Annotated in this window: 21 protein-coding genes and 2 pseudogenes; 15 read left to right on the top strand and 8 right to left on the bottom strand. The window is 71.0% G+C overall.

Features of this window, described 5'->3' with window-relative positions; all coding sequences use genetic code 11:
* Window positions 1-62: 62 nt before the first annotated feature.
* Both ACFQLX_RS22445 and ACFQLX_RS22440 read right to left on the bottom strand, forming a co-directional pair.
* Entirely contained in the window at window positions 63-464 is a 402-nt protein-coding gene (locus ACFQLX_RS22445) for a LysR substrate-binding domain-containing protein (protein WP_386417881.1), read from the bottom strand.
* Window positions 437-598, bottom strand: coding sequence for a LysR family transcriptional regulator (locus ACFQLX_RS22440; RefSeq protein WP_386417880.1), 162 nt, complete (start codon window positions 596-598; stop codon window positions 437-439). The genes ACFQLX_RS22445 and ACFQLX_RS22440 overlap by 28 nt, the downstream gene beginning before the upstream one ends.
* Window positions 599-855: 257 nt before the next feature.
* Between ACFQLX_RS22440 and ACFQLX_RS22435 the strand changes: the two genes are divergently transcribed.
* The 8 genes and pseudogenes from ACFQLX_RS22435 (at window position 856) to ACFQLX_RS22400 (ending at window position 7,972) form a co-directional block, all read left to right on the top strand.
* Window positions 856-1,881, top strand: a complete 1,026-nt coding sequence (locus ACFQLX_RS22435; RefSeq protein WP_386417879.1) for an LLM class flavin-dependent oxidoreductase — start codon at window positions 856-858, stop codon at window positions 1,879-1,881.
* A 40-nt stretch (window positions 1,882-1,921) separates the two neighbouring features.
* Entirely contained in the window at window positions 1,922-2,341 is a 420-nt protein-coding gene (locus ACFQLX_RS22430) for a DoxX family protein (RefSeq protein ID WP_386417913.1), read from the top strand.
* Between the two features lie 318 nt (window positions 2,342-2,659).
* Window positions 2,660-3,823, top strand: coding sequence for an ATP-binding protein (locus ACFQLX_RS22425; protein ID WP_386417877.1), 1,164 nt, complete (start codon window positions 2,660-2,662; stop codon window positions 3,821-3,823).
* A pseudogene (locus tag ACFQLX_RS22420) lies at window positions 3,820-4,223 on the top strand (roadblock/LC7 domain-containing protein). The gene ACFQLX_RS22425 and the pseudogene ACFQLX_RS22420 overlap by 4 nt, the downstream one beginning before the upstream one ends.
* Window positions 4,220-4,597 (top strand): DUF742 domain-containing protein, encoded by a 378-nt coding sequence (locus ACFQLX_RS22415; RefSeq protein WP_386417875.1) that lies wholly within the window; start codon window positions 4,220-4,222, stop codon window positions 4,595-4,597. The pseudogene ACFQLX_RS22420 and the gene ACFQLX_RS22415 overlap by 4 nt, the downstream one beginning before the upstream one ends.
* Window positions 4,572-5,165, top strand: a complete 594-nt coding sequence (locus tag ACFQLX_RS22410; RefSeq protein WP_386417873.1) for a GTP-binding protein — start codon at window positions 4,572-4,574, stop codon at window positions 5,163-5,165. The genes ACFQLX_RS22415 and ACFQLX_RS22410 overlap by 26 nt, the downstream gene beginning before the upstream one ends.
* Window positions 5,166-5,174: 9 nt before the next feature.
* On the top strand, window positions 5,175-6,518 hold the full coding sequence (locus tag ACFQLX_RS22405; RefSeq protein ID WP_386417872.1) for a cytochrome P450: 1,344 nt from the start codon (window positions 5,175-5,177) through the stop codon (window positions 6,516-6,518).
* A gap of 272 nt (window positions 6,519-6,790) precedes the next feature.
* Window positions 6,791-7,972 (top strand): tryptophan dimethylallyltransferase family protein, encoded by a 1,182-nt coding sequence (locus tag ACFQLX_RS22400; protein ID WP_386417870.1) that lies wholly within the window; start codon window positions 6,791-6,793, stop codon window positions 7,970-7,972.
* A gap of 69 nt (window positions 7,973-8,041) precedes the next feature.
* Here the strand turns inward: ACFQLX_RS22400 and ACFQLX_RS22395 are convergent, their stop codons facing one another.
* Entirely contained in the window at window positions 8,042-9,352 is a 1,311-nt protein-coding gene (locus tag ACFQLX_RS22395; RefSeq protein ID WP_386417868.1) for a flavin-containing monooxygenase, read from the bottom strand.
* A 358-nt stretch (window positions 9,353-9,710) separates the two neighbouring features.
* On the opposite strand from ACFQLX_RS22395, the gene ACFQLX_RS22390 reads away from it, so the two are divergent.
* Window positions 9,711-10,223 carry a GNAT family N-acetyltransferase gene (locus ACFQLX_RS22390; RefSeq protein ID WP_386417866.1) on the top strand — a complete coding sequence of 171 codons (513 nt, stop codon included), beginning with the start codon at window positions 9,711-9,713 and terminating at the stop codon, window positions 10,221-10,223.
* Window positions 10,224-10,443: 220 nt separating this feature from the next.
* Here the strand turns inward: ACFQLX_RS22390 and ACFQLX_RS22385 are convergent, their stop codons facing one another.
* Together ACFQLX_RS22385 and ACFQLX_RS22380 are read right to left on the bottom strand one after the other, a co-directional pair.
* Complete coding sequence (locus ACFQLX_RS22385) at window positions 10,444-10,692, bottom strand: DUF6892 domain-containing protein (protein WP_386417911.1); 249 nt, start codon at window positions 10,690-10,692, stop codon at window positions 10,444-10,446.
* Window positions 10,693-10,791: 99 nt separating this feature from the next.
* Window positions 10,792-11,703 (bottom strand): phosphatase PAP2 family protein, encoded by a 912-nt coding sequence (locus tag ACFQLX_RS22380; protein WP_386417865.1) that lies wholly within the window; start codon window positions 11,701-11,703, stop codon window positions 10,792-10,794.
* 588 nt (window positions 11,704-12,291) lie between these two features.
* Between ACFQLX_RS22380 and ACFQLX_RS22375 the strand changes: the two genes are divergently transcribed.
* Window positions 12,292-13,677 carry a PP2C family protein-serine/threonine phosphatase gene (locus ACFQLX_RS22375; protein WP_386417864.1) on the top strand — a complete coding sequence of 462 codons (1,386 nt, stop codon included), beginning with the start codon at window positions 12,292-12,294 and terminating at the stop codon, window positions 13,675-13,677.
* A 365-nt stretch (window positions 13,678-14,042) separates the two neighbouring features.
* On the opposite strand, the gene ACFQLX_RS22370 is transcribed toward ACFQLX_RS22375, so the two are convergent.
* Window positions 14,043-17,717: a S8 family serine peptidase gene (locus tag ACFQLX_RS22370; RefSeq protein ID WP_386417862.1), complete on the bottom strand. Its 3,675-nt coding sequence runs from the start codon at window positions 17,715-17,717 to the stop codon at window positions 14,043-14,045.
* Window positions 17,718-18,399: 682 nt separating this feature from the next.
* On the opposite strand from ACFQLX_RS22370, the gene ACFQLX_RS22365 reads away from it, so the two are divergent.
* The 3 genes from ACFQLX_RS22365 (at window position 18,400) to ACFQLX_RS22355 (ending at window position 19,794) form a co-directional block, all read left to right on the top strand.
* A complete protein-coding gene (locus tag ACFQLX_RS22365; protein WP_386417910.1) occupies window positions 18,400-19,137 on the top strand; it encodes an ATP-grasp domain-containing protein in 738 nt (245 codons plus the stop codon).
* Window positions 19,138-19,288: 151 nt separating this feature from the next.
* On the top strand, window positions 19,289-19,522 hold the full coding sequence (locus tag ACFQLX_RS22360; RefSeq protein ID WP_386417861.1) for a hypothetical protein: 234 nt from the start codon (window positions 19,289-19,291) through the stop codon (window positions 19,520-19,522).
* Window positions 19,522-19,794 carry a hypothetical protein gene (locus tag ACFQLX_RS22355; protein ID WP_386417859.1) on the top strand — a complete coding sequence of 91 codons (273 nt, stop codon included), beginning with the start codon at window positions 19,522-19,524 and terminating at the stop codon, window positions 19,792-19,794. The genes ACFQLX_RS22360 and ACFQLX_RS22355 overlap by 1 nt, the downstream gene beginning before the upstream one ends.
* Before the next feature lie 28 nt (window positions 19,795-19,822).
* On the opposite strand, the gene ACFQLX_RS22350 is transcribed toward ACFQLX_RS22355, so the two are convergent.
* Window positions 19,823-20,020, bottom strand: coding sequence for a hypothetical protein (locus ACFQLX_RS22350; RefSeq protein WP_386417858.1), 198 nt, complete (start codon window positions 20,018-20,020; stop codon window positions 19,823-19,825).
* Between the two features lie 459 nt (window positions 20,021-20,479).
* On the opposite strand from ACFQLX_RS22350, the gene ACFQLX_RS22345 reads away from it, so the two are divergent.
* Together ACFQLX_RS22345 and ACFQLX_RS22340 are read left to right on the top strand one after the other, a co-directional pair.
* Entirely contained in the window at window positions 20,480-20,914 is a 435-nt protein-coding gene (locus ACFQLX_RS22345; protein WP_386417857.1) for a hypothetical protein, read from the top strand.
* A 91-nt stretch (window positions 20,915-21,005) separates the two neighbouring features.
* Entirely contained in the window at window positions 21,006-21,140 is a 135-nt protein-coding gene (locus tag ACFQLX_RS22340; RefSeq protein WP_386417856.1) for a hypothetical protein, read from the top strand.
* Here ACFQLX_RS22340 and ACFQLX_RS22335 read toward each other — a convergent pair.
* A pseudogene (locus ACFQLX_RS22335) lies at window positions 21,132-21,233 on the bottom strand (IS5/IS1182 family transposase); the annotation flags it as partial. The gene ACFQLX_RS22340 and the pseudogene ACFQLX_RS22335 overlap by 9 nt on opposite strands.

Below are 21,233 nucleotides of genomic sequence, written 5' to 3'. Positions count from 1 at the left end.
TCCATCCTCGGCGGCGGCGCCCGTACCAACGACGAGATCCGTACCGATCGATAAGCCAGGACTTACCGATCGCCCTGCGCGCTCACCCGCAGGAGCTCGATGAACGCACGGACCCTGCTGGTCAGGGCGCCGGTCGGCCGGATCGGCCCGTACTCGAGGGGAGGCAGCCCGGTCAGCGGGACGTACACGATGTCGGGCCGGGCGTGGTAGCGCCTGGCCTGGCCGCCCACCACGGCCATCCCGGCACCACCGCTGACGAGCGTCAGCAGCTCCTGCCGCGAGGTCGCCGCCGCCTCCCGCCGGACGGCCCGACCGCTGGGCGCCCGCCGGAACGAGCACGGTGTCGCGGGTGAGGTCCTCCACGGTGGCGCGCTCCCGCCGCGCGAAGGGATGGCGCGCGGAGTGCACGGGCAACTCGGTGATCTGCACGTCGAGTTCACCGCCCCGCAACGCGCCGAACGCATCGGACAGATGCACCTCCCGACTGCTTGACCGTCTGGCTCACCCGCGCCCCACTGACCCCCAACCGCTCAGCGGTCCGCCCGAAATGCAGCTCCTCGGCCAACGTCAGGAATACCTCGATCTCACGCCGCTCCACACGGGCAGGCTAACGATCCCCGGCGTACCGCACATCGGCTCGTCCTCGACCACCTCAGACAGCGCGGGTACGTCCGTCCAGTCGGTGACCTGTCCCCTCTTGAATTGCGCAGAAAAGCAAGAAATGCCATGAAGGGCATCAAGAAGTAAAATAGCCACGATTCCATGCCGCGATCCGGCCGATATGCACACCCCTTATGCACACCCCCGGTTTCGCACAGAGCGCCACCCGACACAGCCGAGAAGAACCGAGCCGACATGCAGCCACCGAAGGTCCCCCTGTCGATCCTCGACCTCGTACCGATCGCCTCCGGCACGAGTACGCACACCGCGCTGAAGCAGTCCGTGGAGCTGGCGCAGCACGCCGACGCCCTGGGCTACCACCGGTACTGGTACGCAGAGCACCACAACGTCCCCACGTTCGCCTCCTCGGCGACATCGCTGCTCATCGGCCGGGCGGCCGAGCACACCACGCGCATCCGGCTCGGATCGGGCGGGGTGATGCTGCCCAACCACAGCCCGCTGATGGTGGCGGAGTACTACGGCACACTCGCCGAGATGTACGGCGACCGCATCGACCTCGGACTGGGCCGCGCGCCGGGGACCGACCCGGTGACGGCCGCGGCCCTGCGCCGCGGCGCCGCTGCCGCCACCGACGCGTTCGTCGAGGACGTCGTCGAGCTGCACACCTACCTCAGCGCCCCGGACGGGGGGCGGGCATCGGTGAGGGCACTGCCGGGCCAGGGCACCGAGGTGCCGCTGTGGATGCTCGGCTCAAGCCTCGACGGCGCCGCGGTCGCCGCGTACCTGGGCCTGCCCTTCGCGTTCGCCTCGCACTTCGCCCCCCGCATGCGGCACGAGGCACTGGAGCTGTACCGCGCACGCTTCTCCACGGAGTTCGCCACCGCCGAGATCAAGCAGCCCTACGCCATGGCGGGCGCCAACGTGCTCGTCGCGCCCACCGACGAGGAGGCGCACTACCTGTTCACCACGGCCCAGCAACTGGCCGCAGGCATCTACACGGGCCGCCGCGGCCTGCTGCAGCCCCCCGTCAAGGACCTGGCGGGCACGCTCGGTTCGGACGCCGCCCACTTCGTGGCTGACTTCCAGCAGGTGCACGCGGTCGGCTCTCCGCGAACGGTCGTCGCACAGCTGGAGGCGATCGTCGCGGACCTGGAGGTGGACGAACTCATCCTCACGACCTACACCCACGACCCCGCGCACCGCATGCGTTCGTTCACGCTGCTCGCCGGGGCCTGGGGCCTCCCGGGCCACGCCAGTTGAACACCCCCTGGCAAAGCGTCACTTACGGAAGGTGAGCACCATGCACATCCTCGGCAGACTCGGCGAGGCGTTCCTCGGCGGCACCTTCGCGGTGCTCGGCTCCAGCGCACTGCGCGCCCCCCGCGGACCGGCCGAGCTCGCACGTCCGGCGCTGGAGCGGATTCGTAAGGTCCTCCCGCTCCCGAAGGACGACGACCTGCTCGTACGTGTCAACGGCGCGGTCCAGGCCGGAGCCGGCGCGAGCATGGCCATCGGAGTGCTCCCGCGCCCCGCCGCCCTTGTCCTGGCCGCGACACTGATCCCGACCACCTACGCCGGACACCCGTTCTGGAGCACCCACGACCCCGCTCAACGCACGGCCCAGCGCACCCAGTTCCTGAAGAACGCGGCGATGTTCGGCGGACTGCTGGTTGTCGCCGGTACGCGCCGCAGGGTCGGCACAGCGTGCGGCACGAGCTGACGTCCCGTCCGTCCGCCGCCGGCACCTCATCGCTTGACTTGCCGCATCGGACGCGGTCCGGGGCGCCGCACAAGCCCCGGGTTTTCCTTGCCATTGACGGGGTGCGCCAACGCCCGCTGCAGTCGCCCAAATTGACGGGTAGTCATATGTTTGCGCGATGATACGATCACGGCACATGCGGGAGGGGCAGATGGGCCTAAAAGGACATCTGTGACTGTAGGGACGGCTCGGGCGGCAACTCTGGTGCGGGCGGTCGGCAGATCCATCCGCATTGACGGAAGTCCAGTACCTGGCCGTCAGCCGCCTGAAGAGAGCCTTATGACGCATATCATACAGAGCCCGACACTCTGGGCCCTCCTTGTCGTAATCCCCGCCGCGATCGCCGTCATCGTCCGCCAGCGCAGGGCGGCCGAGAGCTTGCGGCGGGAGATCGCAGGGCTCAAAACCCACTATTCCGACCTGGAGAACCAGTACGAGGAATCCGTCGCGACGGCCCGTGACCAGGCACAGGAGGCGACCAGAGCGGTCCTCAAGTCGGCGATGCGGACACTTCAGGGCCTTGCGGCAGAACAGCAGTTGGGCATTTCCAGACTGCAGACCAAGTACGGCGAGTCGGCCATTCTTCAGGACCTCCTGGAGATCGACCACATGAACTCACAGTTCGGACGCCGCGCCCAGTCCATCGCCGTGCTGTGCGACGGCTGGTTGGGACGCAAGCGCGAGGTCGCTTCGGTATACGACGTGGTCCGCAGCGCACAGGGCAGAATCCGTCATTTCCAGCGGGTGGAGATTCGCTCGCAGGTCGACTTCGGTATCACCAGCCGAGCTGTCGAGTCCGTGGCGTTGGCCCTCGCCGAGTTGCTCGACAATGCCACCAGCTATTCCAGCCCCGACTCGGCGGTCGAAATCAATATTCGCACCGTCCCCAAAGGCATCTGCATCGTCGTGGACGATGCCGGCGTCGGCATGAACGACGAGGAGCGGGCACGGGCCGAGAAGCTCCTCAGCAGCGAGCGCGTCTCGGGCGTGGCGGAACTCGGCAACCCGCCGCAGTTCGGCTTCGCGGTGATCGGCGTGCTCTGCGACCGCTTCGGCTTCGAGGTGTCCGTCGATTCCACGTCCCCCTACGGCGGCGTGCGGGCGGTCGTCTTCCTGCCCCATGAACTGCTCGCCGCCATGCCGGAGCACAAGCCGCCGGCCGCCCCCGCGGCCGTGCCGTCGGGCCGCAGTGGTGGCGAGCGTACGGGGACCGCGGCCCGCGCTGCCGGGGACCTGCCGCAGCGCCACCGCAAGGCGCCGATGGCCATCGTGCCCAGCGGCCCGGCCGACCCTGGCACTCCGGAGCGCCCCAGCCAGGAGAAGGCAGCGGTCTACGGCGCCTTCCAGCGCGGCACCAACTCCGGTCGCGCCACGCCCCCGGGCACCGCGGACCAGGAGATCAGCACAGGAGCGGCACGCAGCGAAGGGGACGAGCCCTCATGAACGACGACGACCTGTCGTGGATGCTTGACAGCGCCCTGGAGATACCCGGGGCCCTGCACGCGGTTCTCATATCCGCCGACGGCCTGCTGATGGCCCGTACCAAGGACGTCGACAAGGACGACGCGGACACGGTCGCCGCCGCGATGAGCGGGGTGCAGTCGCTGAGCCGCGCACTGGGGTTCTTCTGCGAGGACCCCGCGCAGCGCTGGCGGCAGACGCTGGTGGAGTTCGACGGCGGCTGGGTCTTCCTGATCTCCGCCGGAGAAGGCGCCTATCTCGGCGTCTCGGCCCACCCGACGTCGACATGGCCGACATCACGTTCAGGATGCAGCAACTGGTCGGCCAGCTGGGGAAGGTGCTGATGGCACCGCCGCGCGCAAACCTCGGCGCACCGTCATGACCGATCCCGCCAAGCTGGAGTCCGACGCTGCGGGATTAGTGCGACCGTACGTCATCACCAAGGGCCGCGACCTTCCCGAGGAGGGGAAACTCTCCCTGATCACCCTGGTCACGGCAGCAAAAGACGATCAGCAGCGGCCGGTCGGCCTCTCGCCGGAAGAGCAGAAACTGCTGGACATATGCACCGCCGGCTACCTCTCGGTCGCCGAGATCGCGGGGCACACGGAGCTGCCCGTGGGCGTGGTGAAGATCCTCCTCGCCGCTCTCGCCGAAGGCGGCTATCTCATCGCCCGTCCGCCCGTGGAGCGCGCCCAACAAGCCGACCGGCAGATCCTGGAAGAGGTGCTGAATGGTCTCCGCGCCAAGTTTGGGTGAACGGGCCTACGTCCGCGGCGGGGCGACGCAAACCGCCGTGAAGATCCTCGTCGTCGGCCACTTCGCGGTGGGCAAGACCACCTTCATCAAGGCGATATCCGAGATACCCCCGCTGTCCACGGAAGAGCGGATGACACGGGCCGGGGAGTTCGTCGACGACCTCAAGGGCGTCGCGGGCAAGACCACCACGACGGTCGCCATGGACTTCGGCCGCCTGACGCTCAGCGAACGCGTCGTGCTGTACCTGTTCGGAACACCCGGACAGCAGCGGTTCGTGCAGATGTGGGAGGACATGGCCCGCGGCGCCCTCGGCGCGCTGGTGCTGGTCGACCCCGAACGGCTGGCGGACTCCTTCCCGGTGATCGACCTGATCGAGCACTACGGACTTACCTACGCCATCGCGGTCAACCACTTCGACGGATCGCCACTTCGCGACGAGGAAGCCCTGCGCCAGGCCCTGGACCTGCTCCCCGACACCCCGGTCGTCACCTGCGACGCGCGTGACGAGAAGTCGTCGGCCCAGGCCCTGATCACACTCGTCCGCCACTTGCAGGACCGCGCCCGATAGGAGCAGACAATGGACGCTCAATCCACCACCCCCGTTCCCCCGCCCGGGTGCCCCGCCCACCACAGCGGTGGCCGAGTGCCGCTGTACGGGCCGGAGTTCGCGGCCGACCCGCAGGCGTACTACACCTACATGAGCCACGAGCCGACCTCGGCCGTGGAACTCGCCCCGGGGGTGGAGGCGACCTTGGTCACGGACTACTCCGCCGCCCTGCGCCTGCTGCAGGACTCCGGCTCCTTCCGCAAGGACGCACGCCGGTGGCGGGACTTCAACGAGGGCGGCGTCAGCCCCGACAGTCCGGTCCTGCCCCTGCTGGTCTACCGGCCCAACTGCATGTTCAGCGACGGCGCGGAGCACCTGCGCCTGCGCCAGGCGGTCACGGACAGCATGGCCCGGGTGGACTCCCGCCGACTGAGCCGCAGCACCGAGCAGATCGCCGACTACCTGATCGCCCAGTTCAGCAGCCGCGGCTCGGCGGACCTGCTCGCCGGCTACGCCAAGCTGCTGCCGCTGTTCGTGTTCAACGAACTCTTCGGCTGCCCCGCGGACGTCGGCGACCGGGTCCTCTTCGGCATATCCGGCATGTTCGACGGCGTCAACGCCGAGCAGGCGACCGGTGTGTTCTTCCAGGCCGTGGGAGAACTGGTGGCGCTCAAGAGGACCACACCCGGCGACGACGTCACCTCGTGGCTGATGCAGCACCAGGCGGGGCTGACCGACGAGGAGATGGTCCACCAGCTCGCACTGCTCCTGGGCGCGGGCGCCGAACCGCTGCGCAACCTCCTGGGCAACACGCTGCACCGCCTCCTCACCGACGACGCGTACGCCGACAAGGGCGGCCTGATCGAGGAAGCCCTCGACGACACCCTGTGGAAGAACCCGCCCATCACGAACTACGCGCCCCACTACCCCGCGGCCGACATGGAGTTCGCCGGCCGGAAGCTGCGGGCGGGGGACCTGGTGATGGTCAGTTTCGCGGCCGCCAACGCCGGCCCCGCGCTCTCGGCCTCACGCCAGGCGCGCAGCCGCGCCCACCTGGCATGGAGCGCGGGGCCGCATGCCTGCCCGTCCAAGGAGCCCGCCCGGCTCATCACCATCACCGCCCTGGAGCGCCTCCTCAACCGGCTGCCCGACGTCGAGCTCGCCGTGCCGGAGGAGAGCCTGACCTGGCGCCCCGGCCCCTTCAGCCGGGCACTGGCCGCACTCCCCGCCAAGTTCACCGCGCTCCAGCCCGCGTCCGGGCCGCAGGCGGCCCCTCCCGCGCAGGCGTCCGGGAGCGACGGACACGCAGGCACCGCACCCAAGCCCGAACGGGACGGAAGGTGGAGCCAGTTCCTGACGTGGCTCACGAGGTGAACCACGCCACTCCAGCCACACCCGCGACCGCATGGCCCGCAACCAGTCGGGTAATGATCGCGGTATCTGTTTTGACTACCAGGCAAAGGAAGTGCTGTGCCCCACATACCCGTCGGCGCTGCTCACGTTGAGCACGCCCCCGCGTTGCTCCGCCCAGCACGGCACATATCCCGGCGGTCCAGGCACAGTCCGCACGACACACAGCACGCGCGGCTGCCCGCCGCGATCGGCGGCCAGCCGCGCGGGTACGGCGGCGTACGCCGGAACGGCCGGTGACCGCCTCGCGGCCCGACGGCCGAAGCAAACCGGGCGAGCAGACACTGGGCCGATTCGCGGCAGGTCAGCTGACGCGGCTGTGCGACGCCCTGGGGATGGACCCGGCCGACGCCGAGACGTACGCGCAGGTGCTGGTCGAATCGCTGGGCCACGCGGCCGGGCGAAGCCTGGACCGGCCGCCGCCGTTCCTCAGCACGCTGTCCGACGACCACACCCCGGTGGAGTACTCACTCGCCTTCACCCCCGATGCCCCGCCCACCCTGCGCCTGCTGCTCGAACCGGGCTGCGGCGCCGACACTTCGGCACACAGCGGCCGCGTCGGACTGCGCGTCATCCGCGAGATGGCACAGCGCTGGAACTTCGCCACCGACCAACTCGACACGCTGGAGGACCTGTTCCTCCCCGCGTCCGCCCAGGGCGCCTTCGCGCTGTGGTGCGCGCTGGAACTGCGCCCCGGCGGCGTCCCCAAGGTGAAGGTCTACCTCAACCCCGCCGCGTCCGGACCGCGACGTGCCGCAGCGACCGTACAGGAGGCGCTGCGCCGGCTCGGCCACCCGCGGGCGTTCGCCGCGCTGCCGCCCGCGGACGGCTACCCGTTCTTCGCCCTGGACCTGGGCGACTGGGACGTCCCGCGGGTGAAGGTCTACCTCAGGCACGACGATATGTCGGCGGTGGAGGCGGGCGGCCTGTCCCGGATGAACGCCGGACCCGCCTCCGCGGAGATCCAGGAGTTCCTCCGTACGGCCGCCGGCTTCGACGCCGACACCCCTGACCGCAGGACCGACGACCGGCGCGACGCCCGGCTGCGCGGTCGGCCCGCACTGTCCTGCCACGCCTTCACCGAGGCGGCGAGCGGCCGACCGAGCGGCTTCACCCTCCACATACCGGTCAGGGACTACGTCCAAGACGACCGGGAGGCGCTCGCACGTGCCGAGGCCGTGCTGCGCCGCTGCGGCATGGACACCGCCCCGCTGCTCAGGTCACTGGCCGCCGTGACCCGGCGCCGGCCGCAGGACGGTGTGGGGCTCATCGCCTACCTGGCGCTCGTCCACCAGCAGGGCCGGCCGCCGCGGGTCACCGCGTACGTCTCCTCCGAGGCGTACGCGGTCCGGCCGCCGCTCGCCCGGCAGCCCGCGGAGGCCGAAGCCACCCGCCGGACCCCCCTGTTGACCGGCTAGGCACCGCCCCGGGCGCTCCGGTCGTGGCAACCGGAGCGCCCGGGGCGGGCGTCGGACCCGCAGGTTCCCCTACGCGGCGTGGGAGCCCTCCTGCTCGTCGCGCAGTTCCTGAAGGTAGGGAACGACGTCAACCTGGATGGAGGAACCCTCCCCCTGTCCGTAACGCTCCGCGACGCCGGCCAGGTAGCCGCTGATCTCCTTGTGCATGATCTCCGGGTCCGGCAGGCCGCCCGCGCCGCCGATGAGGTGGGCGACCCAGCCGGACTGGGCTTCCAGCAGACGCGTGATGGCGCCCACCGGGCGGACCAGGCCGACGAAGTACAGGCCGCGACGGTCAGGGGCGACGACCCGCTTGTACAGCTCGACCGATCCCCCCGGGCCCTTCGGGCAGCCGGCCGGAAGGAAGGGGAAGGCGCTGCGGAACCCGGTGCAGTAGACGATCGCGTCGGCGTCGGCGGAGGTTCCGTCGCTGAAGACAACGCGGCTGCCGTCGATGGCGTCGATCGCCGGCCTGGGCGTCACCGCTCCGTGCCGTATGCGGCTGAGGATCTCGTCCGAGATGGTCACGGCGGACGAGAAGATCCGGTGGTCGGGCTCGGGAAGGCCGTAGTCGGCAAGCTTTCCCCGCGCGACGAGCAGTGCCTGCTCCACGAAACTGCGCTGCTCGGCCAGTGACATCCGCGTCCACCACGGGGCGTTGGCTATCTCGTCCAGCGAGAGGCCGTAGAGCTGTTTGGGGACGATGTGGAGCCCTCGGCGGACGGAGAGCACGGTCTGGGAGGCATGCCGGGAGAGGTCCGCGGCGATGTCCACCGCGGAGGCTCCCAGCCCGACGACGACGACACGCTGGCCGTCGAAGTCGCGCCCGTCGTGGTAGTCGACCGAGTGCAGGATCCTTCCGGCAAAGGTCTCGGCGCCAGGCGGCAGAGGGCTCGGCAGGGCGGGCTCCGCGTGGGGGCCGACGGCGACGATCACGTGCCCGTACCGCCGCGTCGTCGATGCGCCCTCCGCGTCTTGGCTGACGACCGTCCACGCTCCGTCGGGATCCTGGCGCGCGGACACCACCTCGGTCCGCAGTTCGATGCGGTCCAGAACGCCGGCCCACTCGGCGAACGACCGCAGATAGGCGGCGACATCGCCGTGCCGGGGGTAGAGGGGGAAAGCGTCCGGCATGGGGAAACCGGTGAACCCGGAGAGCTGCTTGGCGGTGTTCAGGTGCAACGACTGGTAGGCAGGCCCTCGTTCACCGGCTTGCGCCTGACGCCAGATCCCTCCGACATCCGCGGCCCTCTCCATACAGTCGAAGTCGACACCCCTGACCGCCAGCGCCCGCGCGGCCGCCAGCCCCGCCATCCCCGCACCGATCACACACACACGCAAGGTCCCCTCCACGGGGCCCCCCTTTCTCGCAAAAGCCATCACTGCACAAGCGCCCGTCAACTACGCACCAACGAGACGGATTTGCCGCCCCGCCTGTCCATCCGGTAACACAACTGCCTGCTGGCACCGTAGCGCGCACGGGCAACCTGAGGCACGCCGCCTGACCTGGACATCCTGGTACGCACAGGGGCGGCCCGGCCGGCCTTCCCCTACAGCGCGTTCACACCGGCCGACGTCGCGAGCGCGGACAGGTCCGTGTAGTCGACGGTGATCAGCACGATGTCCGGCACCGTGGAAGAGGGAACGGCCGGCGTCGAACACTGGACGAGTGGATCCGAGGCCGGGGAGGATCGGCGGTATGGGTACGGTCCTGCGTGGGTCCTTGGTGACGCTTCGCCCGTCGACGGTGGGCGACATCCCGGCTCTGGCCGCGATCCGGGCCACGCCGGAGGTGTACGCGCGCTGGCGGGGCGGGGAGGACCTGGCAGCCGCTGTGGCCGAGGACCTCGACGACCCCGGGGCGCGGACCTTCACGATCGAGTACGGCGGGCGGGTGGTCGGCGCGATCCAGTGGGGCGCGCAGGAGGATCCGGACTACCGGCACGCCAACATCGACATCTACCTCGACCCGGCGGCGCACGGACGCGGCCTCGGCACCGACGCCGTCCGCGCCCTGGCCCGCCATCTGATCGATGACCACGGATACCACCGACTGGTGATCGACCCGGCCGCCGACAACGCCGCCGCCATCCGCTGCTACCGCAAGGTGGGCTTCCGCCCGGTGGGCATCATGCGCCGCTACGAGCGCGGCCCGGACGGCAGCTGGCACGACGGACTCCTGATGGACCTGCTGGCGCAGGAGCTGGAGTAGGTCCCGCGTACGACTCCACCAAGACAGCGGGCGCCTCAAAGATCTGTGCGTGACGACAGACCTGGAAACCAGGCCCCACAGCCCTCCTCCCCGCGGCGATACACCAAGAGACCGCCAGGTCGAGCATGGCCGCCGGGTGCGGGTGTGCGGTCGACGGGCTTGGCCCGGGCTCACGCCGCGTTCATGGACCCGGCCGCCGCGACGGACCACCTCGGTGAGGTCAGCGCCTGAGGGGCCACCCGGAGGACGACACGGATGCCGGAGCCCAGCCGTCGGTGTCGATGCCGCGCGCGGCGAAGACCTCCGCCGCGTCCGGCACCGCCAGGACGCCGTCCTCCACGAAGGTGGCCTCCCGAAGGTTGGGCGGCAGGGCGAGGTCGTCGAGCGAGCGGACGTCGACCAGGTCGTCCTCCCCGTCCCAGGCGGGGGCGCAGTGCCGGAAGACGTCCGCCCCGGCGTCGAAGCACAGCTCCTCGACGCGGGCGAGCAGCTCGGCCGGAATCTCCAGTGCCTCGAATGGGCCCGGGACTCCGCCAGCACCTCCGCGTGCAGGCCGTTGTCCGGGTTCTTACTGTTCGCGCGCCTGCCACGGTGTCGCTACCGCCCCGCCGGCCCGCTTCTCCCGGGCCGGCGGGGCGCCGAAGTCGACGCCCCGCAGCAGGGCGAGCATCACCAGGGCGGTGATGGCGGAGGCGGCCGAGGCGAAGGACTGGGCTGCCAGGTACGCCTCCCAGTTCGCGTCCCCGATCACGCCCGGCTGCCCGGCGTCGCGGGCGTACAGGACGGCGAACAGGGCCCCGAGTGCCAGACCGGTCACCGTGAGGAAGCCGAGAACCAGCACCGCGACCTTCATCAGCGGCGCCCGCTCCGCGGCGAGCGGGGCCGCTCTGCCGCACCACGCCAGGAAGGCCAGGGCCGCGGCACCGAAGGCCAGCGCGATCAGATCCCCGCCGACGGTGTCGCTGAGCCGGTGCCAGTGCGCCGAGACGGTGTTCGCCCCGATCCCCACCGCCCACAGCGCTCCGAGCAGGGCGACAAGCCCGCGCCAGCGCGGCGCCACCACCATCAGCAGGGCGAACAGGCCGGCCATCGCGATCGTCGTGTGCCCGCTGGGGAAACTGTTGCGCACGTCGCCTGACTGTCCGTGCAGCAACGGCCGCGCCACCACGTACCGCTTGAGGACCTCGGCCACCACCAGCCCTCCGACCAGCGTGAACAGCGACGCCAGCGCCAGCAGCCACCGCCGCCGCACCCCGCCGATCACCACCACCAGCAGGCACAGGGCACCGAGCGAACCCGTCGTGATGGCCCGCAGGTGCTCGTTGGCCGCCTGCCGCTCGGGACGGTTGGCGTACTCCCGGGTGCCCCGCAGCGCCGCATCCTCAAAGCGCTGGCCCACTCCGGTCCGCACCATCAGCCAGTACACGGCCACCAGCAGCACCAGCGCCACCACCGCAGTGACCAGCCCCCTGCGGGACACCGACAGCGGCAGACCGCTTCGTGGCAGACCGCTTCGTGGCAGACCGTTCGACCGGCTCACGAGCCCCTCCGAACCCGGCAATGATCAACCACGCTCGCGTACGGCAGCCGCCCCCGCATCCCTGGAGCGCCCAACCGGCGGATGAGGTGCCCGACCCGATCACGACCGCAGGAGCGGGCGAGGTTCCCAAGGCCGCTCCCGGACGAACGCGGCCGACAGGTGCGCGGTGTCGGCGTGGTACGTGACCACGCTGATCGCGTGGGCGATGTGGCGGGCGGCGGCTTCGCCCCAGCGCGCGGAGGCCCAGGCGTGGAAGTCCTCCACCCGCCCACAGAGGCCTCACGCCGCGCCTTCGCCCGCCGGAGCCGGTCAAGGGCCAGCCGGGTCGTCACCGTCACCAGGAAACCCTCCGGATCGGCCACCGAAGCGGGGTCGGCCCCGCCTACCGCAGCCACGCCTCCTGCACCACGTCGCAGCCGCTCCCCGTCATTCTCCTGGCGCAGTCCGGCATGCCCGCGCGTATCCGGGACGCAACCATCGGAGAGATCTCAATGATCGGCTACGCCAGGGGCCACGGTAGGGAGCGGGATGGACGGCAACAGCGAGGACGGCGACAGAGGCCGCCCCCGTCAGCCCCTTGGGACCCCGGGCCCGCAGGACCTCCACGGCCCGCCCCGCCCCGCCTCCTACTACAGCACCATCGGCGGCGAGTCCCTGTCGGTTTTCATCCCGGAGGACCCTGCCATCCCCCGGCGCGCCTCGCACCACATGCTGCGCAACGCGTCCAATCCACGGCACGTCAGGTCCCTCGTCCAGCGGGTGACCGCACGGGGCGGGTACCACCTCGTGCTGCTCCTCGCCCCCTGGGCACTGATCATCATCGGGGTGCCGTTCTACCAGTACACCCCGCCGGGGATGACCGCCTCCCCCTTCTTCGTCAGTGCCGCTCTCATCGCGGCCCCCTTCCAGAGCCTGCGGGCGACCGTCGCCGTCGCCCTCGCAGCGGTGTCGGCCGATGTCCTGCTGGAGGTCTTCAACGGCACGGCGGAGCAGCCGGAGGCCATCATCGAGATGGTCGCGGTCGTCTGCGTGGGGGTCATCGCCGTCGTCGTGAACCTCTCCATCGCCCGCCACGCCCGCCGGCTGCGGGATGTCACGACCGTCGCCGAGGTGGCCCAGCGCGCCCTCCTGCCCACCCCCGCCGACGACCTCACCGGGCTGCGCGTCGCCACGCACTACCAGGCGGCCGACACCGAGGCCCGTATCGGCGGCGACCTCTACGCCCTCCAGGACAGCCGCACGGGCGTGCGCCTGATGGTCGGCGACATCAAGGGCAAGGGCCTGGAGGCCGTGGCCGTCGTCGCCACCATCATCGGCGCCTTCAGCGAGGCCGCCCACGACGCCCCCGACCTGCAGACGATAGCGGCCAGGATCGAACGCGCGCTGAACCACGACGGCCTGCACCGCTCCCCGGACCGCTCCGAGGCGTTCACCACCGCCGTACTGGCCGAGATCACCCCCGACCGCCGGCGCATCCACCTTCTCAACCGGGGCCACCCCGCCCCCCTGCTGCTCCTGTCCAACGGCATCGTCCGCGTCTGCGAGCCCGCGAACCCCGCGCTGCCCCTGGGCCTGAACCACCTGGGCACGTGGTCCGACGAGACACTGGAGGTGGACTTCCCCCCGGGGGCGACGTTCGTGCTGTTCACCGACGGCCTCACCGAGGCCCGCAACGCCCGCGGCGACTTCTACGACCCGGCCGAGCGGCTGAGCGGACGCGCCTTCGACTCCCCACGCACACTGCTCACCGCGCTCACCGAGGACGTCGCCCGCCACACCGGCGGCCACAACGACGACGACATGGCACTCATGGCCATCACCCGCGAACCGCACGACTCCGGGCTCGGCACCGACAAAAACGACGAAAAAGCTTTCGATCGCGGCGAACAACCCCGCTCCACTCAGCACCGCTGAGCAGACCGCCAGCAGCAAGCTCACTCAGCACCGGGTTTCCAGCAGGTCGACGGTCGCGCGTGGAGTCACTCATGCTGGCTGCGCTCCCATCAAGTTCGAAGCCCCGGTATCACCACCCGCAGCACCCCGGCCGGTGCCACCAGCCCGGGCTCTGTGGATGTTCCGGGTGACCATGGACCCGGCGCCGACCCGGTCCTGTGCACGGACGCTGACGCCGGACCGGACCGTGGAGTTGGAGCCGACCTCGGCGCCGGACCGAACCTCCGTGCCGGATCCAGCGGCCCGACGAGCCCCGTGCAGACGTGGCCGACTCGGAAAGCCGCGGCCGGGGCGGCCCGTGCCACGGGGCCGCCCCGGCCGGCGGATCAGCGGCGTACCTGGTACGCGCGTGTCACTGTCTGTTCCACGCTGCTGCCGTCCTGGGTGGTGATCTGGGCCCGTAGCGAGACGAAGCCCTCACCCGCGGGGTTGGTGATCGTGCCGCGGCGGGAGGCGTCGAGTGCCACCGCGTGCCAGGTCGCGCCATCGTCGTACGAGGCCCACAGCCGGGCCTGGGCGAGCTTCGGGGCGGCCAGGCCGAGTGGGTAGTGCGCGTTCAGGGACACGGCTGTACGCGTGCGGGGGCGGGCGCTGTTGCCCTGGTCGACGGCTACGCCGTAGTCGGCCTGCAGCAGCGGCAGACGCGTCCGTGCACCGGTGTCCTGGGACGTGAACCGCCAGTCGGTGCGTACCGCGGTCGAGGTCGTCCAGCCGGGCTGGTCGCGCTGGACGTCGGTCACCACCCGGTACGCGGCGCGCTCGGGCACCATCGGGAAGGCAACGACGGTCGAGGGGGCGCTGCCCAGGCGTGTGCCGTCCCGGTAGACCGTGGTCAGATTCGTGTCGCCGAAGCCGGGGTAGACCCACTCCTGGTCGGGCGCCGTGTCCATCATGCCGCCGGCGTACAGCACGCCGACGCCCTCGTCGCGGACGGTGGCCTCCTCCTGGTCCCAGACCGCGGTACGGACCACGGCCTTGTGCCAGTCGCGGCGCGTCTGCTCACCGGCCTCGCGCACGGTGGGCTTCGTCAGCCGGTACGGGACCCCGCCCTCCCGGGTGGTCCCGTCGACGACCATCTCCCAGGTCCGCACGCCGGGAGTGAGGTACTCCGTCAGTGTCCGCGCCCCGGACAGCAGCCGCGGTCCGGTGTATGCCGTCCGCTGCTGCGGCGAGGCCATCAGGCGGTGGTGGCCGGAGAGGGTGTCGGCCTGCGCGGCGTAGAACTTCGACTCCTGCGTGGCGAGTTCGTCTGCCTGGACCGCGTACCGCTGGGTGGCCGGGATGCCGCCTGCGTGGTATTTCAGCAGTTCGTACGCGTACGGGCTGACCGCCGTGCCCGTGAAGCGGACCTCCGCGTCGGCCAGCGCGGCCAACTCGCCGCCCTGCGCGCCCGGCAGGGTCATCGCGGGGATCCGGGTCGGTTCCAAGCCCCACCAGTCGCCGCGCCAGTCGCCCGGCTGGTCGTTGTAGAGCAGGGCCGCCGCGGCGCCGGCCTCGGCGGCCGCCTCGACCTGCTGCGAGGGCTCCGTGTCGCGGTCCCGGCGCAGCAGCGCGAGCCTGCCGCGCACGTCCTGGCCGGCGACGGCCACCTTCAGCACCCGGGTGCCGTCGATGCGCTCAGAGCCGGGCTGACCCTGGAAGTAGTGCACGTCCAGGGGGCGTTCATCGCCGGTGGCGAGTCGGGCCCGCAGCGCGGGGGCGCTCATCGACCAGCCGACGCGGGACTCCACCTGGGCGTTCTCGGTGGGGATGACATACGCGGCCGTCTCGCCGCCGAGCCAGTCCTCGGTGCCGTAGCCCTGGCCGCCGGTGCGGTCCCGCACCTCCAGACCCACGCGCAGCCGGTCGGTGTCCGCCGGCTTGGGCGTGGTCATGCTGATTTTCCGGGCGGTGGAGGCGTCGACGGTCACGGTGCGGTCCGAGTCGATCACCGTGCCCGGCACGATGCCGGAGGTGTTCTCCCACACGGTGTGGAAGTCGTCGCTGAAGTGGAGGATCTGCACCCGGAAGGCGTGTTCGCCGATCGGGACACGGATGGTCGCGGTGCCGTCCGCGGCGACCGGGTACTCCTCGGGGAAACCGATCCGGTCGAGGTCGAAGTCGCTGACGGAGGCCATGCCCGTCGTCGGCCTGCCGTCCCGGTCGAGGACCTTGAGCGTGACGTCGAAGCGCTGGACGTCGCGGCTGAAGCCGACGGCGGTGACCACCGAGACCGCGCCGTTCGCGCTGACGGCCCTGACCTGGGCGCCGTAGGAGCCGGTGGCCAGCTTCGCGGGGTCCACGGTGACATCGGCCGTCGCGGTGCCGTGGGCCGGGACGGTCACCGAGTCCGCGTCCAATGCCAGGGCCCCGGCGGGCAGTTCACTGGCCGTACCGACGGTGGACAGGGCAAGGGCCACCGGCTGGTCGCTGTCGTTGGAGTAGCGGATCTGCTGGGTCTGGACGGCTGTGGTGTCCCAGTTCAGCAGCCCGAAATCGACGGTGCCGGTGGCCGACAGGGACTGGCGAACCGAGCGGGCGACGTCCGTACGGCCTGCGCCCTGCGCGTACACGGAGGTGTCCGCGGTCGGCTTGGCCGTGCTGACCAGCTGGGTCTTCAGCCGGTCCGCGACCCAGTCGGGGTGGCGCTGGGCGAGGATCGCGGCCGCACCCGCCACATGGGGCGTGGCCATCGACGTACCGCTGGCGGACGTGTAGTGGGCGTCCACGACACTGCCCATGGCGGTGCCGGACGCGCGGGCCGCGACGATCCCGGCGCCGGGCGCGGTGATCTCCGGCTTGAGATGGCCGTCCCCGCCGCGGGGGCCGCGGCTGGAGAAGTCGGTGACGGCGTCGGCCCCGTCGACGGCGCCGACCGTCAGCGCCGCCTTGGCCGCGCCGGGCGCGCCGAGGGTACGGGGGCCGGGGCCGGCGTTGCCGGCGGCGATGGTGAACAGCGTCCCGGTCTCGGCGGTGAGCTGGTCGACGGCCTGCGACATCGGGTCGGTGCCGTCGGTGCCCGCCCCGCTGCCGAGGCTCATCGAGACGACCTTCGCACCGGAATGCGCGGCCCAGTCCATGCCCGCGATGATCCCCGACATGTCGCCGCTGCCCGAGTCATCCAGCACCTTGCCGACCAGGAGCCGGGCGCCGGGGGCAACGCCCTTGTACTTCCCGCCCGATGCGGCGCCGCTGCCGGCGATGGTCGACGCGACATGGGTGCCGTGGCCGTGGCCGTCCTGGACCGACTCGCCCGCGACGAAACTGCGGCTCTCGACGATCCTGCCGGCGAGGTCCGGGTGGTCCGGGTCGACGCCGGTGTCCAGCACCGCGACCTTCACCCCGGTGCCGTCGTAGCCGTCCTGCCACGCCTGCGGGGCGCCGATCTGCGGCACGCTCGCATCGAGCACCGCCGACACCTTGCCGTCCAGCCAGATCTTCTCTATGCCGCCCGCCAGTCGGGCCCGGGGCGCGCTGTCGCTGTCGCTGTCGCCGTCGACCGACTTCCAGAACCTGCCGCGCTGCTTCTTGTCCGCCGCGACCGCGGCGCCGTGCAGCACGGGCAGCCTGCGTGTCTCGCGGGCACCCGGCAGCGAGGCCGGCCGCTTCGCGTCGGTGTAGCGCACGATCGTCGGGATGGTGGCGCGGTGGGCGTCGTCGTAGCCCTGGGCGATCAGCTGGGTGACGTTGAAGAGCTGGCGGTCCACCTGCCCGCTCCGCAGCAGCGGTTCGACCTCGCGGGGGATGACGTACACGTCCCTGCCGACCGTGAGCGTCCGCAGCCCGGCATCCGACCGCTGGAACGGCACGACGGCCACGGAGTCAGGCCGGCCGGGTGCCCGGGTAACCGTCACCCGATCACCGGTGATGAGGGTGACGGTGGCACTGCTGCCTCCCTTCACCGCCGGCAGCGCCCGCACGCCGCCGTTCGGCGCGGGAGACGCGCCGAACGCGTACGTGCCGGTGGCCAGAGCGGCGGTCAGGACACAACTGAGCAGGCCGACTGCCCGTCTGTATCGCATGCTGAAGCTCCTGTTCTGCCGGCAAGGGAGGGATCGAGAACCGGCAGAAGCATGCTTTGGCAACGGGTGACGCCCCCGCTACGGATAGGCATGTCCAACAGCGGACATGTCGCCAAGCCGACACAGCGAGAGGAACCCGCAACCCCAAAGACACCCCGCACCACACCACACCGACCAGCGCGATCACTATCCCCACCGCTGCCTAACGCACTCCACGCACCGGGGAACCCTGCACACCCCACGGCCCCCGGCACGTGGACCCACCCCCCGCCTTCCACGAACCGAAGCCGTACCACTGCCGATTCCCCCGTGGCCGAGCCGCCGGGCGCAGTCCCCGCGACCGGCGCCCCAGGCTCGCCCCTACGCCAGACCCTGGCGCGGCCTGGACCCGCGAGAGCGCCGACCAACTCGCCGCCGTCCTGATCGAGTTCGAAGACCGACTTACCCCGACCGATCATTGACACCCTCAACAACCAAGATCAGCCGCTAACCCAACAGTCCCGTAGACGATGGTTTTGGCCGATGTGTCGTTGCGTGGACTGTGGTGCGGGCGGGAGGCAGTCAGGTGAAACTCACTTGTCAGGGGCGTGCGGTGGTGGGCACGGTGGGGTCGGCGCGGTGGTTTTGCTCAGTGTGGGAGGGGTTTGCGGTGTTGGTCATGCCTGGGCGGCGGACGTCGACGATGGGGCTGCTGGCCATCGAGGCGACGGGCCGTGGGATGTCGGTCCGGGCGGCGGAGGAGCCCGGCCTGGCAGCGCCTGCGTACTGGTACGGCGGCCCGGTCGCGGGTGCGCGACTGGCGGGCCGGCTCGGGTTCGCGCTGCTGGAGCCGACGGACGGCTGGCTCGCTGAGTTGCCGGAGGAGTTCACCGGCCGCCGGGTCCGGGCCGGGACCATCGCGGACGCATGGGCGATCGACCGGCCGATGTTCGTCAAGCCGCCCCGTGACAAGTCCTTCCCGGCCGATGTCTACACCGACGGCTCCCGACTGCCCTCCGCCCTGGACCCGACGACACCGGTGCTGCTGTCCGAGGTGGTGACCTTCGCGGCCGAGTACCGGTTGTTCCTGCTGGACGGCCAGATCGCCGCAGCGAGCCGCTACGCAGTGTTCGGCCGGCTCGACCCCCGCCCGCTGGGTACGGACCGCGCGGACCGGGCTACTGCCGCGCAGATCACCGAGTTCGCCGCCCGGCTGACTGCCGCAGCCGGACACACACTGCCAAGCGCCGTCGTCGTGGACATCGGGCAACTGCTCGACCCGTACCGCCCAGGCCACCGCTGGGCGGTGGTGGAAGCCAACATGGCGTGGTTCTCCCACGCCTACGCTGCCGACCCGGCACGGGTGCTGGACGTGGTCCTGCGGGCGGCGGGCCCACGCGATCACATGCAGCCGCGCGACCTGGCGTTCGAACGGCACTGATCCGCACTGATCCGCACCGCGCGAAACACGGCGCCCCGCCCGCTCCCGACTCCCGGCCGGGTGGTGCGGTGATGCCGGCGGATGACCCCCAGGGCGTGTGTCCGCCCGATACCGTGGTGGTACACGCCCGTTCGCGCCCTGGAGGCCCTCGATGAGCGAAGCGCCGACCCCAGTCGACCACGCCTGCCAGCAGCTGGAGCCCGCAGCCGCCGACAGTTTGCGCGCGTACGCGGCCCGCACCCGCGAGAACGCCGACCAACTCGCCGCCGTCCTGGAGGACATCGCCACCAACGGCCTGCCCGCGGTGGAGGACAGCACGCCGTGGGAGGAACTACGCGAGACCCACCTCGCCCGCCTCACCGCCCAGCGCCCGGCCGTCGCCTGATGCCCGCACCGCACGGCCCACGCCGCGCCCAGGTCGCGTTCTCCGACTCCGCCGCCAAGCAGCTGGAAGCCCTCACCCGCGAAGCCGAACTGCACGCCCTGGACCGCGCCCTGGTCGTCATCTCCGTCGACCCGGACGCCGGCGAGCCACTCCCCGGCGACAGCCGCGGCCCGCGGCTGCGCCAGTACGTCGATGACGTCGAACGCGTCCGTCTCGTGTACTGGGTAACGGCCCTGAAGACAGTGGTCGTGGTCGCCTTCATCGAGGTGTAGCAGCCACCTGCCGTCCTCGTACCTCGTACTAATCGTGAAGCAAGGCCGTCTCGCCGTGCAGCGAGGGCTTGCAGCAGCGCGACCGGCTACGCCACCCCGCCGGCGCCGCGCCACCGAGCCGCGAGCACGCTTGCAGCGCGCAGTCGAAGTACACATCGATGTCCACGCCGCGCTCGCGGCGGGCGACCTCGTACACGCCCTTCCTCACTTCGAAGGCGGCCACCACAGGCAGTGCGCCCTCCTCGAACGCGCCGGCCGTTGACAGGCCGTCGCGTCCAGGTAGTAGGAGAAGCCGAAGCTGTCGCCGCGTTCATCGTCGATCACACGCCGGTGGTCCTGGCGTGCCGCCTCACGACGACGACCAGGTCGGCGTCGTGGGAGATGCCCGCACCTTGCAAGGTCCAGCGCACGCCGCATTGTCCACGGACGTCCTGGTTTACGGGTCGTCTCCGGTAACGGCCCGACCGTTTCCGGAGCCCTCCGTACGCTTGGGCGCAGAGGTACCGGAAGCGAAGGAGGACGGCATGGCCCACGACCCCATCGGTCGGTGCGTGAACGAGAAGCATCTCGGCGGCGTTGCCGTACGCGCCGACTGCCCCCGCCCTGCCCCCGCCACCCTGCCTGCCACCGTCGCCCCTCCCACGACTCCGCCCGCTCCTACCGTGTGCGCTGCGGGGGAGTCGTCGTGACGCGCGCCGCTCCCGTAGCGCACGACATCGCGCCTGCGCTGTGGAGGGTGGAGGAGGTGCAGGCCGAGATGTTCGCGCAGCGGGTGTTCGATCCCTCCCGCAGCCGGCCGCTGATCCTTGTCTCCACCTCCCGCCATGCCGGCGGCAGGCCGCTGCTCGATACGGACGACCTGCGCGAGCGCGCCGGGGACCTCGCGCAGGTCGCGGTCATCGCCGATGACGCCGCCAGCTGGGCCCTCTCCAAGCACCTGGACCACCTGAGCGCCTACGGCGGCGCGGTGCGCCTCTACCGACCCGGCGCCCGCCCTGGCGACCCGTGGCACCACCACCCCCTGGTCAAGGTCGAGGCAGCCCGCCCCCAGATCGCACTCGGCCAGATCAGCGCGCACCTGCGCCTGGCAGCCGGCCGGCCCCCGCGCGGGCCGCGCTGAGCGTGGCGCCAGCGCCGCCACCCGCCCTCCGCCTGTCGGCAGCGCTCTGCCCGCCCCCCATGATCCCAAGGGGAACGCTTGTGAAGGCTAGTTGGACCACCTCGCCGCTCAACTCGCCGACAAGGAACGCCTGCTGCGCGAGCGTGACGCAACGATCGCCGAACTGCACCAGCAGGTCCAGCGGCTCGCCAAGCAGGGGAGTGAGTGTTTTCCAACCTCAGTTTGAGCAGGTCAGGTGCAGGGTGAGGACTGCTTGAACGAGGTTGGTGATGCGGGTGGTGGAGCATCGCAGTTTGCGCGGGAGCCGCCAGGTCTTGAG

The organism is Streptomyces polyrhachis, assembly GCF_042663125.1.
Taxonomy (GTDB): domain Bacteria; phylum Actinomycetota; class Actinomycetes; order Streptomycetales; family Streptomycetaceae; genus Streptomyces; species Streptomyces polyrhachii.
This window is presented reverse-complemented; position numbering and strand designations above follow the sequence as displayed.

Coding starts and splice junctions, on each gene's coding strand:
- ACFQLX_RS22445 (WP_386417881.1), bottom strand. CDS start 464: ATGCGTTCGGCGCGTTGCGGGGCGGTGAACTCGACGTGCAGATCACCG.
- ACFQLX_RS22435 (WP_386417879.1), top strand. CDS start 856: ATGCAGCCACCGAAGGTCCCCCTGTCGATCCTCGACCTCGTACCGATC.
- ACFQLX_RS22430 (WP_386417913.1), top strand. CDS start 1,922: ATGCACATCCTCGGCAGACTCGGCGAGGCGTTCCTCGGCGGCACCTTC.
- ACFQLX_RS22425 (WP_386417877.1), top strand. CDS start 2,660: ATGACGCATATCATACAGAGCCCGACACTCTGGGCCCTCCTTGTCGTA.
- ACFQLX_RS22415 (WP_386417875.1), top strand. CDS start 4,220: ATGACCGATCCCGCCAAGCTGGAGTCCGACGCTGCGGGATTAGTGCGA.
- ACFQLX_RS22410 (WP_386417873.1), top strand. CDS start 4,572: ATGGTCTCCGCGCCAAGTTTGGGTGAACGGGCCTACGTCCGCGGCGGG.
- ACFQLX_RS22405 (WP_386417872.1), top strand. CDS start 5,175: ATGGACGCTCAATCCACCACCCCCGTTCCCCCGCCCGGGTGCCCCGCC.
- ACFQLX_RS22390 (WP_386417866.1), top strand. CDS start 9,711: ATGGGTACGGTCCTGCGTGGGTCCTTGGTGACGCTTCGCCCGTCGACG.
- ACFQLX_RS22375 (WP_386417864.1), top strand. CDS start 12,292: ATGGACGGCAACAGCGAGGACGGCGACAGAGGCCGCCCCCGTCAGCCC.
- ACFQLX_RS22370 (WP_386417862.1), bottom strand. CDS start 17,717: ATGCGATACAGACGGGCAGTCGGCCTGCTCAGTTGTGTCCTGACCGCC.
- ACFQLX_RS22365 (WP_386417910.1), top strand. CDS start 18,400: ATGGGGCTGCTGGCCATCGAGGCGACGGGCCGTGGGATGTCGGTCCGG.
- ACFQLX_RS22360 (WP_386417861.1), top strand. CDS start 19,289: ATGAGCGAAGCGCCGACCCCAGTCGACCACGCCTGCCAGCAGCTGGAG.
- ACFQLX_RS22355 (WP_386417859.1), top strand. CDS start 19,522: ATGCCCGCACCGCACGGCCCACGCCGCGCCCAGGTCGCGTTCTCCGAC.